The 15,538-nt window shown below is 60.8% G+C and carries 13 protein-coding genes; 5 read left to right on the top strand and 8 right to left on the bottom strand.

Annotated elements, in window-relative coordinates:
• Positions 1 to 4: 4 nt before the first annotated feature.
• From rodA to ACR0KW_RS13380, 5 genes are read right to left on the bottom strand one after another with little or no spacing between them, the layout of a single operon-like run.
• On the bottom strand, positions 5 to 1,144 hold the full coding sequence (rodA, locus tag ACR0KW_RS13400; RefSeq protein WP_480805435.1) for a rod shape-determining protein RodA: 1,140 nt from the start codon (positions 1,142 to 1,144) through the stop codon (positions 5 to 7).
• The gene (gene mrdA / locus ACR0KW_RS13395; RefSeq protein WP_480805434.1) at positions 1,141 to 3,090 is read right to left on the bottom strand and encodes a penicillin-binding protein 2; all 1,950 of its coding nucleotides are present in this window, start codon (positions 3,088 to 3,090) and stop codon (positions 1,141 to 1,143) included. The genes rodA and mrdA overlap by 4 nt, the downstream gene beginning before the upstream one ends.
• Positions 3,087 to 3,623: a rod shape-determining protein MreD gene (locus ACR0KW_RS13390; protein WP_480805433.1), complete on the bottom strand. Its 537-nt coding sequence runs from the start codon at positions 3,621 to 3,623 to the stop codon at positions 3,087 to 3,089. The genes mrdA and ACR0KW_RS13390 overlap by 4 nt, the downstream gene beginning before the upstream one ends.
• A complete protein-coding gene (mreC, locus tag ACR0KW_RS13385; RefSeq protein WP_170402564.1) occupies positions 3,616 to 4,518 on the bottom strand; it encodes a rod shape-determining protein MreC in 903 nt (300 codons plus the stop codon). Before mreC ends, ACR0KW_RS13390 begins: the two co-directional genes overlap by 8 nt.
• Positions 4,519 to 4,576: 58 nt before the next feature.
• Positions 4,577 to 5,623: a rod shape-determining protein gene (locus ACR0KW_RS13380; RefSeq protein WP_039523195.1), complete on the bottom strand. Its 1,047-nt coding sequence runs from the start codon at positions 5,621 to 5,623 to the stop codon at positions 4,577 to 4,579.
• Positions 5,624 to 5,778: 155 nt separating this feature from the next.
• On the opposite strand from ACR0KW_RS13380, the gene ACR0KW_RS13375 reads away from it, so the two are divergent.
• On the top strand, positions 5,779 to 6,570 hold the full coding sequence (locus tag ACR0KW_RS13375) for a 23S rRNA (adenine(2030)-N(6))-methyltransferase RlmJ (RefSeq protein ID WP_480805432.1): 792 nt from the start codon (positions 5,779 to 5,781) through the stop codon (positions 6,568 to 6,570).
• A gap of 162 nt (positions 6,571 to 6,732) precedes the next feature.
• Here ACR0KW_RS13375 and ACR0KW_RS13370 read toward each other — a convergent pair whose 3' ends face one another.
• Positions 6,733 to 8,307 (bottom strand): 2-isopropylmalate synthase, encoded by a 1,575-nt coding sequence (locus ACR0KW_RS13370; protein WP_170327125.1) that lies wholly within the window; start codon positions 8,305 to 8,307, stop codon positions 6,733 to 6,735.
• 288 nt (positions 8,308 to 8,595) lie between these two features.
• Between ACR0KW_RS13370 and ACR0KW_RS13365 the strand changes: the two genes are divergently transcribed.
• Entirely contained in the window at positions 8,596 to 9,261 is a 666-nt protein-coding gene (locus tag ACR0KW_RS13365) for an SDR family NAD(P)-dependent oxidoreductase (RefSeq protein WP_480805431.1), read from the top strand.
• Positions 9,262 to 9,271: 10 nt separating this feature from the next.
• On the opposite strand, the gene ACR0KW_RS13360 is transcribed toward ACR0KW_RS13365, so the two are convergent.
• Positions 9,272 to 10,729 (bottom strand): MORN repeat-containing protein, encoded by a 1,458-nt coding sequence (locus tag ACR0KW_RS13360; RefSeq protein ID WP_480805430.1) that lies wholly within the window; start codon positions 10,727 to 10,729, stop codon positions 9,272 to 9,274.
• A gap of 146 nt (positions 10,730 to 10,875) precedes the next feature.
• Between ACR0KW_RS13360 and ACR0KW_RS13355 the strand changes: the two genes are divergently transcribed.
• From ACR0KW_RS13355 to ACR0KW_RS13345, 3 genes are all read left to right on the top strand, one after another.
• Positions 10,876 to 12,534 carry an NAD+ synthase gene (locus ACR0KW_RS13355; protein WP_480805429.1) on the top strand — a complete coding sequence of 553 codons (1,659 nt, stop codon included), beginning with the start codon at positions 10,876 to 10,878 and terminating at the stop codon, positions 12,532 to 12,534.
• Between the two features lie 313 nt (positions 12,535 to 12,847).
• Positions 12,848 to 13,081 (top strand): hypothetical protein, encoded by a 234-nt coding sequence (locus ACR0KW_RS13350; protein WP_480805428.1) that lies wholly within the window; start codon positions 12,848 to 12,850, stop codon positions 13,079 to 13,081.
• Between the two features lie 160 nt (positions 13,082 to 13,241).
• Complete coding sequence (locus tag ACR0KW_RS13345; protein WP_480805427.1) at positions 13,242 to 14,570, top strand: NAD(P)/FAD-dependent oxidoreductase; 1,329 nt, start codon at positions 13,242 to 13,244, stop codon at positions 14,568 to 14,570.
• A gap of 4 nt (positions 14,571 to 14,574) precedes the next feature.
• Here the strand turns inward: ACR0KW_RS13345 and ACR0KW_RS13340 are convergent, their stop codons facing one another.
• On the bottom strand, positions 14,575 to 15,507 hold the full coding sequence (locus ACR0KW_RS13340) for an MBL fold metallo-hydrolase (protein ID WP_480805426.1): 933 nt from the start codon (positions 15,505 to 15,507) through the stop codon (positions 14,575 to 14,577).
• Positions 15,508 to 15,538 lie beyond the last annotated feature (31 nt).

The following is a 15,538-nucleotide window of genomic DNA, read 5'->3' as shown; positions in this document are numbered from 1 at the left end:
CGGATCAGCGAGGGCGGTGGACATGGGCGCTTTGGACAATACCGAATGCGGCCATCAGAACCAGCATGGCCGAGCCACCATAGCTGACCATCGGAAGCGGTACGCCCACAACAGGGGCAAGCCCCATCACCATCGACATATTGACGGCAAAGAACAGGAAGAAGTTCAGCGCGATGCCCAGAGTGACCAGCGACGAGAACCGATCCTTGGTCGACAGCGCGGTGACCAGACAGAAGATCAGGATCAGGCCATAGAGGGTCAGCAGGGTGATGCCGCCGACAAACCCAAATTCTTCGGCAAGTGTGGTGAAGATGAAGTCGGTGTGTTTTTCGGGCAGGAAGTTCAGCCGCGATTGCGTGCCCTGCATGAACCCGCGCCCGTTCCAGCCCCCGGACCCCAGCGCGATCTTGGACTGGGTGATGTGATACCCCGCGCCCAGCGGATCGGTTGAGGGGTCAAGAAAGGTGTCGATCCGGCGGAACTGATAATCCTTGAGCAACTGCCACTCGGTCCCGCGGCTGTTGAACACGGTGGCGATCAGGCCGACCACGGCGGCGATGACAGCGGCGAAATAAGCCCAATGGACCCCGGCCAGGAACATCAGTCCGCCACCCGCTGCCAACAGTAGGATCGAGGTGCCGAGGTCCGGCTGTTTCAAAACAAAGAACGTAGGGATCAGAACCAGGACAACCGGGATCAGCACCCAAAGTGGGCGTGACGTTTTATGTGATGGCAACCAGTCGTAATAGGCCGCCAAAACCATGACGAGCGCGACTTTCATGACTTCGGAGGGTTGAAGTCGCATGAAGCCAAGGTCGATCCAGCGCTGCGCACCCATGCCGACCGTTCCGAAAAACTCCACAAACACCAGCAGGGCGATCGAGACGAGATAGGCCAGCACCGACATGTTGCGCCAGAACCAAATGGGCACCAGCGCGATGATGAACATCACCGCAAGGCCCAGCCCGAAACGTTCCATTTGTGGCTCGGCCCACGGGGACCAAGACCCACCGGCCACGGAATACAACATCAGGAACCCGGCGCTGGCCACGCTGATCAGCAAAAGGGTCAGCGGCCAGTTCATATACAGGAACTTGCGGAACCCCGAGGGCGTGGATTTGACGGCGTATTCAAGATAGCTCATGCGCGGTCCTTCTCGGTCGGACGCGCTTTGGGGCGGCGGTCGCCTTCCAGCTGTTTTTGCTGTTCCTTGATACGGTCCCGGTCGGCGGTCGGATAGGCCTCAAGCGGGGGCGTGCCGTTATAGAGCGCCTGCAGCATGATATCGCGGGCCACTGGCGCAGCCGCTTTGGAGCCGCCTCCGCCATGTTCGACTACCACGGCCACGGCATATTTCGGATTGTCATAAGGCGCAAAGCTGACGAACAGGGCGTGATCCCGGCGTTCCCAAGGCAGGTCTTCGTTGCGGATCACGCCCGCGGCACGTTCCGCCTTGGTGATGTTGCGGACCTGACTGGTTCCGGTTTTACCTGCCATGCGGAACTCGTCCGCGATGATGCGGCTGCGATACGCAGTGCCGCGCCGGTCGTTCGAGACCGAGAACATCGCTTGGCGCACCTGTTCTAGGTTATTACGGTTCACCGCCAGCGGCTCACCCGCGCCTGAGGGTTGTTCAACGCCGTTTACCGACCGCACAAGGCGCGGTGTCACCGCGCGCCCGGTTGCAATGCGCGCCGTCATCACCGCCAGTTGTAGCGGTGAGGCCAGCATGAAGCCCTGACCAATCGAGGCGTTTGCCGTATCGCCCACCAGCCAGTCCTGCCCGTGCACGCGCTGCTTCCATTCCTGGTTCGGCGCAAGCCCGGCAGCCACGGCGGACATCGGAATGTCGTGTTTGACGCCCAGTCCGAAGGTGCGCGCCATGTCCGAGATATTGTCGATCCCTACCTTCAGGGCCACTTCGTAATAATACACGTCGCAGCTGCGTTTCAGCGAAGTTTCCAGATCAACCGTGCCATGCCCGCCTCGTTTCCAGCAGTGGAAGCGGCGGCTGCCCACCTTCAGGTGGCCGGGGCAATAGACGGTGTTCGAGGGGCCGATCACCCCGGCCTCAAGCGCGGCCATGGCGGTGATCATCTTAAAGGTCGAGCCCGGGGGATAGGTGCCCTGCACTGTCTTGTTCGCCAGCGGACGGTAGTTGTCCTGCGTCAGCGTCCGGTAGTCGGCGACCGAGATGCCGCGCACGAACAGGTTCGGATCGAAACTGGGGGCGGAACTGATGGCGCGGATGTCGCCGGTTTCACAGTCGATCACCACGGCGGCGGCGCTTTCACCGGCCAGCCGGGCCTGCGCGTATTGTTGCAAGTCGGCGTCCACCGAAAGCTGCAGATCGGCTCCGGCGGTGCCTTCCTGCCGGTCCAGTTCGCGCATCACGCGGCCGGTGGCGTTGACCTCGACCCGCTTGGCCCCGGCCTTGCCGCGTAAAGCGATTTCCTGCTTGGCTTCCAGCCCGACCTTGCCGATCTGGAACCGGGGGATGCGCAGCACCGGTTCGGGGTCTTCGATTTGGCTGAGGTCATAGTCGCTGACCGGGCCGACGTAGCCGACCACATGGGCGAAGTCCTCATATCGCGGGTATTGCCGGGTCTGCCCCACTTCGGGGATCACGCCGGGCAGGGCCGGGGCGTTGACGGCAACCTTCGAGATATCTTCCCAGGTGACCTGATCGGCCAGCGTCACCGGCAGGAATGGGGCTGACCTGCGCATCTCAGTTTTGGCCCGCGCGATCTCATCCTCGGTCAGGGGGATCAATTGGGACAGTTTGGCAATCACCTCGTCCACATCACCCGCATCCTCGCGCACCATGACGATCCGGTATGAGGGTGAGTTCTGACCGATAATTTCTCCGTTCCGATCATAGATCCGGCCACGGGTGGGCGGGATCAGGCGGATGTTGATCCGGTTTTCCTCGGCCAGCAGGCGGTACTCATCGGCCTGATCCACCTGCATGAACCGCATTCGCGCGGCCAGCCCGCCGATAAAGGCGGCCTGCAACCCACCCAGTATCAGTGCCCTGCGAGGCAGGCGTTTATAGGCGAGGCCTTGGGCTTTGGGTTTGCGCTGCTTCATCCCCGCGCCCCCATTGCGCCGGTTTCGGCCGAGGATTTACGCCGCACCCCGAATCCGTTCTGGCTGAGCAGAACGATCAAAGGATAAACCGCAATTGTCAGAACCACTTGGATCACCACGGGCCCCAATGCTGCCTGTTGCACCGACAGAATAGCAAGAATGATGCGATTCAGCATAAAAACAGCCGTGATCGCCACGGCGACGGTGGTCCACTCGCCGACAAAGCCCGAGTCCCGCAAACCAAACGCGGCCGAGCGCAGGTAAGCGGTGCCCAGAACCACCAGCGCCGCCAGCAGGCCGGGCGGGCGTTGCAGCAACAGATCAGCCATCAGCATGACGATGGCGACCAGCAGCGTCGGCACATACTCGGGCCGCCGCAGCACCCAGGCAAAGGTCAGCGCGATCAGCAAGTCCGGAAAGGGCCAGCGATCCGGTTTTGTATCCAGCGGTAGAAGGTGCAGGAACAGGATCAGTGCGGCCAGAAACAGGTACAGGCCCCGCTTGGACCAAAGCTGCGAGGTCTGACTATCCATCACCAACCTCCACCGGAGGCAGCGCTGCTGCGGGCTGGGTGGGGCCAACGATGCGGCCCGGATCCCGAATGGTGGGGGCTGACTGGTACCGCAACACACGCAAGAATTCGAGCCGTTCGAAGTCTGCCGACAGACGTACCCGCAGGCGGCCTCCGGGATCGGCGGTGATCTGGCCGATCAGCAGGCCGGCCGGGAATACGCCACCATCGCCTGAGGTCACAACACGGTCACCGGGACGAACCAGTTCGCGGTTCTCCAGAAACTCGACGGCGGGGGCTGGGGTATTGTCGCCAGTGATCAGGGCGGTTTGGCCCGAGGGCTGAATAGTTGCCGGGATCGCGCTGGAGGCGTCGGTCATCAGGATCACCCGGGCCGTATCCGGGCCCACGCCCGAGATGCGCCCAACCACACCGATCCCGTCCATCGTGGCCCACCCATCGGTGATGCCGTCGCGTTCACCCACGTTCAACAGCACGGACTGCCGGAAGGGCGAGCCGCTGTCGGCCATCACAACGCCGGTGATATAGGTCAGGCGCGGATCGAGGCGGACGTTGTTCAAATCCAGCAGCCGGGCGTTTTCCTGCTCCAGCTGCAAAGCGGCCTCTTTCCAGGCGCGCATCAGGCGCAACTCGCTGCGCAATTCCTGGTTCTGTTCGCTCAGGCGCTGATAGCTTTGGAAATCGCGGGCCAGATTGACCACGGCGGTGACCGGGACCATCGCCCATTCCATCGACGGCACGACCCGGTCGACGACCTGTGCACGGAACCGTTCAACCCGCGGGCTGTCGATACGCCAGACCAGAAAGATGGCCAGCAGGCACAGCACCACGATCCCCAGCAGCAGGCGGCGCAAGGGGGTGGTGTATTCGTCGCGCTGTGATCGGTCTTTTGCCACAGGTTACCTTCCCGTGCTGCTCGTGCCGAGTTTACCCTATTTGCAAAGGGTGCGCGCCTTAGCTTTCGTAGTCAATCGCGTGGCGCAGCTGTTTTTCGTATTCCAAGGCCTTGCCAGTACCCAAAGCCACACAATTCAGGCTTTCATCGGCAATCGACACGGCCAGACCGGTCTGTTCACGCAGCGCCAGATCCAGATCACCTAACAGCGCGCCGCCGCCGGTCAGCATCACGCCCCGGTCCACGATGTCGGCGGCCAGATCGGGCGGCGTGGTTTCCAGCGCGGTCATCACCGCCTCGCAAATCTGCTGCACGGGTTCCGAAAGCGCCTCGGCCACCTGGGCCTGGCTGATCTCAATCTCTTTCGGCACGCCGTTCAGCAGGTCGCGGCCACGGATATGCATCGACTGACCACGGCCATCGTCGGGCATCCGTGCGGTACCGATGGTGGTCTTGATGCGTTCAGCCGTAGATTCACCTACCAGCAGGTTCTGCTGACGACGCAGGTACGAAATAATGGCCTCGTCCATCCGGTCTCCACCAACACGGACCGAGCGGGCGTAGACGATATCACCCAGTGACAGAACCGCGACCTCGGTTGTGCCGCCGCCGATATCAACGACCATGTTCCCGGTCGGATCCGTGATTGGCATCCCGGCGCCAATAGCCGCAGCGATGGGTTCCGCGATCAGGCCCGCGCGGCGGGCGCCTGCGGACAGAACCGACTGACGGATCGCACGTTTTTCAACCGGTGTCGCGCCATGGGGGACGCAAACGATAATCTTGGGTTTCGAAAAGGTCGAGCGTTTATGCACCTTGCGGATGAAGTGCTTGATCATCTCTTCGGCGGTGTCAAAATCGGCAATCACACCTTCGCGCATTGGGCGGATCGCCTCGATCGAACCGGGGGTCCGGCCCAGCATCAGCTTGGCGTCTTCGCCAACGGCCAGCACTTTTTTCACACCGTCTTTGACGTGATAGGCCACCACGGACGGCTCAGACAGGATCACGCCACGCCCTTTGACATAAACCAGCGTGTTCGCTGTCCCAAGGTCGATAGCCATGTCCGCTGTGAACAGGCCGCCCAGATTGCCAAAGATCCCCATGATTCCCCTGATCCTGTATGTCGATTTTTCTACTGCCCGCGACTCGACGGTTCCGGGACGGATGACTTATAGGGTGCCAGCACGCCCGGTAAAAGGGCTGATTCCGCGACAATCAGCACCTTTCCGCCTTATTGAGAGGGACTTTAGAAGGCAACATGCTCTCTTATCAACACATTTACCACGCCGGGAATCTGGCTGATGTGCAAAAGCACGCTTTATTGGCAATTGTGCTGGAGTATCTGACCCGTAAAGACAAACCGCTGACCTATCTGGAAACCCATTCGGGCCGGGGTTTGTACAAGCTGGACGCGGCCGAAGCGGTTCGCACTGGCGAGGCCGAGGCCGGCATCCGGCGCGTCCAACAGGCCAAGTGGTTTGACGCGGACCATCCGCTGGAACAGGCGATCCGCGCTGTTCAGAATAGGCATGGGGCTGAGGCCTACCCCGGATCGCCGCTGATCGCCGCCAATTTGCTGAGAGATCAGGACAGCCTGCATTTTGCCGAGCTGCACCCGCAGGAACATTCCGCGCTGGCCATGGCGATGTCATCTTATGGGGCCAAGGTGTACCAGCAGGACGGGTATGAATTGGCCCAGTCTCTGCTGCCCCCGACGCCTCGACGCGGTGTGGTGCTGATTGACCCGAGCTATGAGGTGAAGTCGGAATATGACCGACTGCCGGGAACAATCGGCAAGCTGCATTGCAAATGGAATGTAGGTGTGATTGCGCTGTGGTATCCGATCCTGACGGACAAACGCCACACTGCGATGATTTCCGCCCTGAAATCTCTGAATCTGCCGAAAATCCTGTGTCACGAAGTCAGGTTCGACCCTGTGAGGGAAGGGCATCGCATGGTGGGGTCGGGTATGTTCATCATCAACGCGCCCTATGGGCTCGAGGATGAAATGGCCCGCCTGTCAACGCTGTTCAAATCTCTGAGAGCTTAATTTTTGAAAAAGGGGTGGTGCTCCCGCCTCGCTTGCCCGCATCAAAGATGCAGCCAACCGAGTTGGGCCCGGCAGCGCGCCTGCGGCGCGCTGCCGGGCCCAAAACCCAAGAAGGGTCGGCGAAGCCGGGCCGCCGCGGGTGCGGGAGCCCCTGCCTTTCGTTTAGGTCAGGTCCTTGTAGCTGATCTCGCGCGCGTCAGCGCCGGGGCCGGTTTTCTCGCGACGTACCTTCAGGCGGTTCAGTGCGTGGATATAAGCCTTGGCCGAGGCCACCACCGTATCGGTGTTGGCGGATTGACCGGTGGCGATCATACCATCCTCTTCCAAGCGCACCGAAACCGTGGCCTGCGCATCGGTGCCTTCGGTCACCGCATGCACCTGATAGAGCTGCAGCCGGGCGGTGTTCGGATAGATCACGCGGATCGCCTTGAATGTCGCATCCACCGGCCCGTCGCCGTGTTCGGTGGCGATGACATCCTGGCCGTCCACTTCCAGTTCGACTGTCGATTCCGCCTGACCGCCGGTACCGCAGGTGACCTTCATCGACACCAGCTGCAGGTGGTCGTTGCTCTCGTCATCATCCAACGTCATCAACGCAATGAGGTCGTCGTCGAACACCTCTTTCTTGCGGTCGGCCAGATCCTTGAACCGAACGAAGATGTCCTTGAGCTGGTTGTCTCCGACCTCATACCCCAGCGTTTCCAGCTTATCGCGCAACGCGGCCCGACCCGAGTGCTTGCCCAAGGGCAGAGATGTCCCCGACAACCCGATATCCTCGGGGCGCATGATCTCGAAGTTTTCGCGGTTCTTCAACATCCCGTCTTGGTGGATGCCGCTTTCATGCGCGAAAGCGTTCTTGCCGACGATGGCCTTGTTGAACTGCACGTTGAAGCCCGACACCGTCGCCACGCGGCGCGAGATGTGCATGATCTTGGTGGTGTCGATGCCCGTGTTCCACGGCATGATGTCGTTGCGGGTGCGCAGCGCCATCACCACTTCTTCCAAAGCGGTGTTGCCTGCCCGCTCACCCAAGCCATTGATGGTGCATTCGATCTGACGCGCACCGCCAGCCACGGCGGCCAGAGAGTTCGCGGTCGCCATGCCAAGGTCGTTGTGGCAGTGGGTGGCAAAGATTACCTCATCCGCGCCCGGAACAGTTTCGATCAGTCGCTTGATCAGATCGGCGGATTCCAACGGGGCGGTATAGCCGACAGTGTCGGGGATGTTGATCGTGGTCGCGCCGGCCTTGATCGCAATCTCGATCACGCGGCACAGGTAATCCCATTCCGTCCGGGTCGCGTCCATCGGCGACCACTGCACGTTTTCGCAGAGGTTGCGCGCGTGGCTGACGGTTTCGTGGATTTTCTCGGCCATCTCGTCCTGGGTCAGGTTCGGAATGGCGCGGTGCAGCGGAGAGGTGCCGATGAAGGTGTGAATCCGGTTCTTCCCGGCGTGTTTCACCGCCTCCCAGCAGCGATCGATATCGGCGAAGTTGGCGCGGGCCAGACCGCAAATGCGGCTGTTTTTCGATCGTTGGGCGATTTCCGAAACCGCTTTGAAATCACCCTCGGATGCGATGGGGAAACCGGCTTCGATGATGTCGACGCCCATTTCGTCCAGCAGCTCGGCGATCTCGAGCTTTTCGTCATGGGTCATGGTTGCGCCGGGGCTCTGCTCGCCGTCGCGCAAAGTGGTGTCGAAGATCAAGACGCGGTCTTGGTCGGTCACGTTGGTCATGGGATTCTCTTTCTTCTTCTGTCCTAAAGCCTATGGCGCGCGGGCGTCCTCCTCTGAGCGGGCGCGCCGGATGGCACGCTCAGAGGCGGATTAGGATCAGTAGGCCACGCAGAGACGCACCGCGAATGGCGGTGTCGGCAATCAGGATATCTGCGCGGTTGATCATGGGATTGAGGTTATACAGAGCCGCCCCGGAATGAAAAGAGCAATTTGCGACGTAACTGCAGGTGAGCGGTTTCTTTTCCGTGCCGCATTGATCCGTGCGGGCAGGCGGCTAGGTGGTTCGCCATGGAAAAAGCACTGATCATCGGCGCATCAGGAGGGATCGGACGGGCAGTGTGCCAGCGCTTGCGCGGGCAGGGCGTGGCGGTGACTGGCCTGTCACGTTCGACAGACGGCTTTGACCTGACTGACCCTGATGGTGTGGATCGCACTCTGAGTGCACTCACTGGGTTGTTCGATCTGATCCTTGTTGCGACTGGCGCGCTGGAGATCAACGGCGCGGCCCCGGAAAAGACCATCCGCGCCGTATCTGCACAGGCGATGATGGACCAGTTCGCCTTGAATGCCGTAGGCCCGGCCTTGGTTCTGAGCCATGCGGCACGCCTGTTACCTTCTTATCGTCGCGCGGTCTTCGCCGTGCTTTCGGCGCGCGTGGGCTCGATCGGGGATAATCGGCTGGGCGGTTGGGTCAGCTACCGGGCGGCGAAAGCGGCAGTAAACCAGATCATTCACACGGCAGCCATCGAACTGGCCCGCACGCACAAACAGGTGATCTGTGTTTCGCTGCATCCCGGAACGGTGAAAACGGACTTTACCAGGAAGTATCTCGGGCGACATCCTGCTGTAACCACGGACGAGGCTGCATCGAACTTACTGAAGGTGATGGCGCAACTGACCCCGGCGGATACCGGCGGGTTTTTTGACTGGGCGGGAAAACCGGTGCCGTGGTAGCGGTTCTGCTTCAGCCGTCAGAGCTGTCTGGGTTCGACGGGGCCGTTTCAGCGGGCACCACGGAAGGAGCATCATCCGCCGTTGCCAGCGCGCCGTTGTCCCAAGTGCCGGTTTCTGTTTCGCCGTTGGCATAGCGTACCGTACCTGCGCCATGGCGTTTCGCGTCGACGAAATGACCCTCGTAGACATCGCCGTTGGGATAGGTTGCAACCCCCTCTCCGGTGATCTTGCCTTCGGTCCATTGACCCGAATAGGAGAACCCGTTCGCCATGATGATTTCGCCCTGCCCGTGTCGTTTGCCCGCGTCGAAATCGCCGGAATAGGTGGTGCCGTCCGGATAGGTGGAAAGCCCGTTGCCCTGCCGCAGACCATCTGCCCAATCCCCCTCATAACTGGACCCGTCGGCTGAGGTCAGAATGCCATTGCCATGCGGCTTGGCGTTCTTGAACTGGCCCTTGTAGACGGTGCCGTTGGGATAGGTCGAAACGCCTTGACCCTCGATCACCCCGGCGATCCAGTCGCCATCATAGGTTGAGCCGTCCGTATAGGTGATGCGGCCCTTGCCCTCGGCCAGATCGGCCTTGAAATCACCTACGTAAATCGAACCGTCGGGATAGGTTACCTCGCCCAAACCTTCAATCAGGCCGCTGGTCCATTGGCCGGTGTAAACATACCCGTCGGTCCCGGTATAGGTCCCCTGACCGTGGCGTAAGTCATCGGCATAGTCGCCTTCGTAGACATCGCCATTGGCATAGATCACCTTGCCCTTGCCCTGACGCCGCCCGTCGACCAGCTCGCCTTCGTAAATGTCCCCGTTGACATAGGACAAGCGCCCGGTTCCGGTGATGCGGTCCTCGGCCCAGCCACCGGCATAGGTCATTCCGTCGGGCAGGGTCAGGCTGCCCTGACCATGGCGCTGACCATCCTTGACGTCGCCTTCATAGACACCGCCTTCGGCATAGGTGATCTTGCCGTTGCCCTGCTTGACACCATCGACCCAATCGCCGTCAAAACTGTAGCCGCTGGGGTCGGTCATCACTCCCTTGCCGTGATAGCGGGCGTTCTGAAAGCCACCTTCGTAACGTGCGCCATTGGCGTAGATCGCAACACCGGTGCCGTTGATCGACCCGTTTGACCATTCGCCGTCATAGCTGCCGCCATCGGCATAGATGATCTTGCCGCGCCCCTCGGGCTGACCCTTGGCAAACATCCCCTCATAGACCGAGCCATTTACATAGAGGGCGATGCCCGCGCCTTGTATCTCGCCCTCGACCCATTCGCCGCTGTATTCGAACCCGTTTGGCAGGCGGTAGGTGCCAGTCCCGTGGCGCAGGCCGTTTTCAAAGGTGCCTTCGTAGACGCCCCCGACCTCATCATCCTTGGTGATCACCTGACCGTTCTGAGCGGCGGCACCCGCGGCGATCAGGGCCACGGCGGATGCGGCAATTGAAATGCGGAAAGCGTTCATGATCGGTCCTGCCTGTCCGGGGTTCTTCCTTTTGCGCAAAACTACGGCACGCGCAGGGGCAGAGCAACGGGTTTTGCCGCATTTGCCTTTCACTCACGCAATGATCTGCTAAATGGCAGTAAGACCGACGAGGGCAAGAGGGCAGCATGGCCGACCGTTTCCGCATCACTCTGGCGCAACTCAACCCCACCGTGGGGGACATCGAAGGTAATGCCGCCAAGGCGTTAGCCGCGTGGGATCAGGCGCGCGAGGCCGGCGCCGATCTGGTGGCGTTCCCCGAGATGTTCATCACCGGGTACAATACGCAGGATCTGGTGATGAAGCCGGTGTTTCATCAGGCGGCAATGGCAGCGGTCGAAAAGCTGGCCGCGCAATGTGCCGACGGCCCGGCGGTGGCGATTGGAGGTCCCTGGGTCGAGGGTGGCAGCCTATACAATGCCTACCTGATCCTCAAAGGTGGCCGGATCGGCAGCAAGGTGCTGAAACATCACCTGCCCAACGAAACGGTATTCGACGAGGTGCGCCTCTATGACTCTGGTCCGTTGGGTGGACCTTATGCGGTTGGCAATACGCGCATCGGCAGCCCGATCTGCGAGGATGGCTGGCACGCGGACGTGGCCGAAACGCTCGAAGAGACCGGAGCCGAGTTCCTGCTGATCCCCAATGGCTCGCCCTATTTCCGCAACAAATACGATGTCCGCCTGAACCATATGGTTGCCCGCGTGGTCGAAACTGGCCTGCCGTTGATCTACCTGAACATGGTGGGCGGGCAGGATGATCAGGTCTTTGACGGGGCCACCTTCGGCCTGAACCCGGGCGGAGAGCTTGCGTTTCGGATGCCGGTTTTCGACGAGGTCGTGGCCCATATCGACCTTGAGCGCGGCGATGACGGCTGGCGCATCGTGCCAGCCGAGATCGTGCCGCAGCCCGATGAATGGGAGCAGGACTATCGCGCGATGGTGCAATCGCTGCGCGATTACATGGGCAAGACCGGGTTCAAGAAGGTTCTGCTGGGTCTGTCGGGTGGGGTCGATTCCGCCTTAGTCGCCACCATTGCCGTGGATGCCATCGGGGCCGAGAATGTCCGCTGTGTGATGCTGCCATCGGAATATACCAGCCAAGCGTCATTGGACGATGCCGAGGTCGTCGCCAAGGCGTTGGGCGTTCACTATGACTATGTGCCGATCTCGGACAGCCGGGCGGCGGTGACCGAGACTTTGGCCCCGCTGTTTGCTGGTCGAGATGAGGACCTGACCGAAGAGAATATCCAGTCCCGCCTGCGTGGATTGCTGTTGATGGCGATCTCGAACAAGTTTGGCGAGATGTTGCTGACCACCGGGAACAAATCCGAGGTCGCGGTGGGCTATGCCACGATCTACGGCGACATGAACGGTGGATACAACCCGATCAAGGACCTGTACAAGACCCGCGTGTTCGAGACCTGCCGCTGGCGCAATGCCAATCACCGCGACTGGATGATGGGCCCTGCGGGTGAGGTGATCCGCCCCTCGGTCATCGACAAACCCCCCAGCGCTGAACTGCGCGAAGATCAGAAGGACAGCGATAGTCTGCCCGATTATCCGGTTCTGGACGCGATTCTGGATATTCTGGTCGATCAGGAGGGCTCGATCGCCGATTGCGTGGCCGCCGGTTTCGACGAGGCTGACGCGCGGCGGGTCGAGCATCTGATCTATATCAGCGAGTACAAGCGCTTTCAGTCCGCCCCGGGAACGCGGCTGACCAGCCGGGCGTTCTGGCTGGACCGCCGGTATCCGATTGTGAACCGCTGGCGGGACCGGGGCTGAACTGAGCGGGAGTCGCTTAAAGACGTCAACAATGATGTTTCGTAATTCGATCTATTTTTCCAATGATTGGATTATTGTTTCCCGAAAGCGGATAACGTTTTGATTTTCCGGGCGGTCAGGGAACTGATCGCTTGAAATTGAGACATTTTTTTGCCACATTTTGGCTTAATTGACGCCTCACATGGGGCGGTGTGACCTCAATTCGTTGTGTGAACTGTGTCGCACATATGGTGAATATCTGAGTTAACGATTTGGTGTTATTATGTATGAGGGATATGACAAGCCGCTTCACCCACCGTTAAGGTACAAGTCGATGGAATCCGAAGCCCGGGTTCTGGACGAGGCCAAGCTTGACTCGGCGATTGCTGATCTTCTTCGGGAAGAAGAAAGCGAAGAGCCCGAGCCTGCGGCCGAGGCAGCGAAACCCAAAACGACCTTCCCGATTCTGCCCGAACAAGCGGAAATGGACGAAGAGGTGCAGCCCCGCAATACTGGCCTTGCGGCAACCTTGCGCCAGAAATGGGCCGAACTGAGCGGCGCAGCGTAAACTTCCAGTGAATTCAAGCAGTGCGGCGCGGGTTTTCTCGCGCCTGTTGGCGTGTGCGCCACAGCTGTCAAAAAACATCTCGCCTGCGGCAGAAGGCATGTTGCCTAGGCGCCCGTCCCACGCATTCATGGCGGCCCGAGCCATGATGTAAGAGCGGTTGATGCCCGGTCCCAAACCAACCCCCGTCGAACCCGATCTGCACCTGCCCAAAACCGTAGACGTCGTTGTCATCGGCGGCGGTATCATCGGTGCATCGACCGCGTTGGAACTGGCGGAACGCGGGGCCTCGGTGCTGTTGTGCGAAAAGGGGCAGATTGCGGGCGAGCAAAGCTCTCGTAACTGGGGGTGGGTCCGTCTGGGGATGCGTGACCCGCGGGAGATTCCGTTGATGGTCGAGTCGCTGCATCTTTGGCAGGGGCTGGATCAGCGCATCGGGCGCGAAACGGGCTATACGCGCGCGGGCATCCTGTTTGGCGCTTCGGGCAAGCGCGGCAGAGGCAACCTGGAGCGGTGGTTGCGCCACGTGAACGGGTTGCAGACCGGTGCGAAGCTGGTTTCGGGGTCCGAGTTGAACGATCTGCTGCCGGGCAATCAGGTCTCTCATGAGTGTGCCCTTTTCATGCCGCAGGATGGCCGCGCGGAACCGCAACTGGCCGCCCCCGCAATTGCCGAGGCAGCGCGAGATCGCGGTGCGGTTCTGATGACCAATTGCGCCGTCCGCAGCGTCGATGCCGGCGATGGTCGCATCGCAGGAGTATTCACCGAACGAGGCCGCGTGGCCTGTGACTACGTCGTTCTGGCGGGCGGCGCCTGGTCGCGCCTGTTTGCCGGGAACGCGGGGATCGACCTGCCGCAATTGAAGGTTCTGAATACGGTTCTGCGGACCTCACCGGTGGAAGGACCGGACGCGGCGCTCTGGTCCGACGATTTTGCCATGCGGAAACGGGCGGACGGGGGCTATTCCATCGCGTCGGGGCATGAAAACACGGTGGATATCGTGCCTGACAGTTTTCGGCTGGCGCGGCAGTTCCTGCCCGCATTTGCACAGGAATGGCGATCGCTGCGGTTTCGTCTGTCAAAGCGTTGGAGCATCGAAGCGCAGCAGGACCGAACCTGGCTGCCCACAGATGTCTCTCCGTTCGAACACTGCCGCGTGCTGGACCCCGAGCCCTCGCCCAAAGCTCTGCGGCAGGCCTGGGCCGCAGCGCGCAAAGGGTTCCCGGTGTTGGAGCAGACCGAGCTTGTCCAAAGCTGGGCCGGCCTGATTGACGTCACACCGGATGCGGTACCGGTGATCTCGGGCGTGAATCACTTGCCGGGCATGTTCATCGCAACAGGGTTTTCGGGCCATGGGTTTGGTATCGGCCCGGCAGCGGGCCGTTTGATGGCTGATCTGGTTGCTGGAACCACGCCCTGCGTCGATCCGGCCGCCTTCCGCCTGTCCCGTTTCACGGATGGCTCAAAGGTGCGGCCGGACCCCGGATACTGAAGGCCTAGCCCATCATCTGATAGCTGACCGGCACAAAGCGGAACCCGTCACCGCGGGTTTCGACAAAGCCAGCGGCAGGGAAGGGCATGTGATAGCCGATCATCGGCACTTTGTCGGCAGCCAGCATTCCCAGAACATTGCGCCGCGATGCGGTGGCCGCCGCCTTGTCCATGTCAAACCTCACTTCCCATTCCGGATGGGCAAAGGACCAGACATAGTGGTTGGCCAGGTCGGCGGTCAGAACCAGCCGCTGACCGTTGCTTTCCAGATGATAAACCGTGTGGCCGGGCGTGTGCCCATAAGCCGCGACGGCGGTGATGCCCGAGGCAACTTCACCGCCGTCTTCGACAAAGGTCATTTTCTCGGCCAGCGGTGTCACCTTGGTGGCCACCAGATCACCGACCCGGTTTCCTGACTCTTGCGCCGCCCAGAAATCATACTCGGGTGATGCGGTGACATAACGTGCATTTGGGAAGGTCGGCGCGTCATTCGTGGTCATACCACCGATATGGTCGGGGTGCATGTGGGTGATGACAACGACGTTGATCTGATCCGGGGTGACACCCGCATCCGCCAGCGCAGCCTGAATGCCACCTTTACCAAGGCCAGTGTCGAACAGCACCAGTTCGGACCCGGTATTGACCAGCGTGGGGGTGAAGAAGAACTGCGCCACGTCCGACGAGATGAAGTTGTCGGCCGACACCTTGGCGAAATCCTCATCCGAGGCGCCACCGCCGAAAATCTCTTTGGCACCGTCACGGGGCAGGCTGCCATCCAGCAACGTGGTGACAGTGAAATCACCAAGTTTGAAGGATTTGGCGATGGTCGAGTTCGCCTTGGTCTCGGTTCCCGCAGCCAAAAGCGGGGTCGCTGCTGCAGCAAACGGCAAAGCAGCCGCGGAGCCCAGTGCAGCGCGGCGTGTGAGTTTGATGGTCATTGTGGTTCTCCCTGTCAGAACACCTGTAGGT

The organism is Ruegeria sp. CG11 (assembly GCF_056537245.1).
The sequence above is the reverse complement of the archived record's forward strand: the minus strand, read 5'-3'. Positions and strand labels throughout refer to the sequence as shown.

Excerpts from the sequence above, each read along its gene's own strand:
- rodA (WP_480805435.1), bottom strand. The coding sequence starts at position 1,144 with ATGAGCTATCTTGAATACGCCGTCAAATCCACGCCCTCGGGGTTCCGC.
- mrdA (WP_480805434.1), bottom strand. The coding sequence starts at position 3,090 with ATGAAGCAGCGCAAACCCAAAGCCCAAGGCCTCGCCTATAAACGCCTG.
- ACR0KW_RS13390 (WP_480805433.1), bottom strand. The coding sequence starts at position 3,623 with ATGGATAGTCAGACCTCGCAGCTTTGGTCCAAGCGGGGCCTGTACCTG.
- ACR0KW_RS13380 (WP_039523195.1), bottom strand. The coding sequence starts at position 5,623 with ATGGGGATCTTTGGCAATCTGGGCGGCCTGTTCACAGCGGACATGGCT.
- ACR0KW_RS13375 (WP_480805432.1), top strand. The coding sequence starts at position 5,779 with ATGCTCTCTTATCAACACATTTACCACGCCGGGAATCTGGCTGATGTG.
- ACR0KW_RS13370 (WP_170327125.1), bottom strand. The coding sequence starts at position 8,307 with ATGACCAACGTGACCGACCAAGACCGCGTCTTGATCTTCGACACCACT.
- ACR0KW_RS13365 (WP_480805431.1), top strand. The coding sequence starts at position 8,596 with ATGGAAAAAGCACTGATCATCGGCGCATCAGGAGGGATCGGACGGGCA.
- ACR0KW_RS13360 (WP_480805430.1), bottom strand. The coding sequence starts at position 10,729 with ATGAACGCTTTCCGCATTTCAATTGCCGCATCCGCCGTGGCCCTGATC.
- ACR0KW_RS13355 (WP_480805429.1), top strand. The coding sequence starts at position 10,876 with ATGGCCGACCGTTTCCGCATCACTCTGGCGCAACTCAACCCCACCGTG.
- ACR0KW_RS13350 (WP_480805428.1), top strand. The coding sequence starts at position 12,848 with ATGGAATCCGAAGCCCGGGTTCTGGACGAGGCCAAGCTTGACTCGGCG.
- ACR0KW_RS13345 (WP_480805427.1), top strand. The coding sequence starts at position 13,242 with ATGCCCGGTCCCAAACCAACCCCCGTCGAACCCGATCTGCACCTGCCC.
- ACR0KW_RS13340 (WP_480805426.1), bottom strand. The coding sequence starts at position 15,507 with ATGACCATCAAACTCACACGCCGCGCTGCACTGGGCTCCGCGGCTGCT.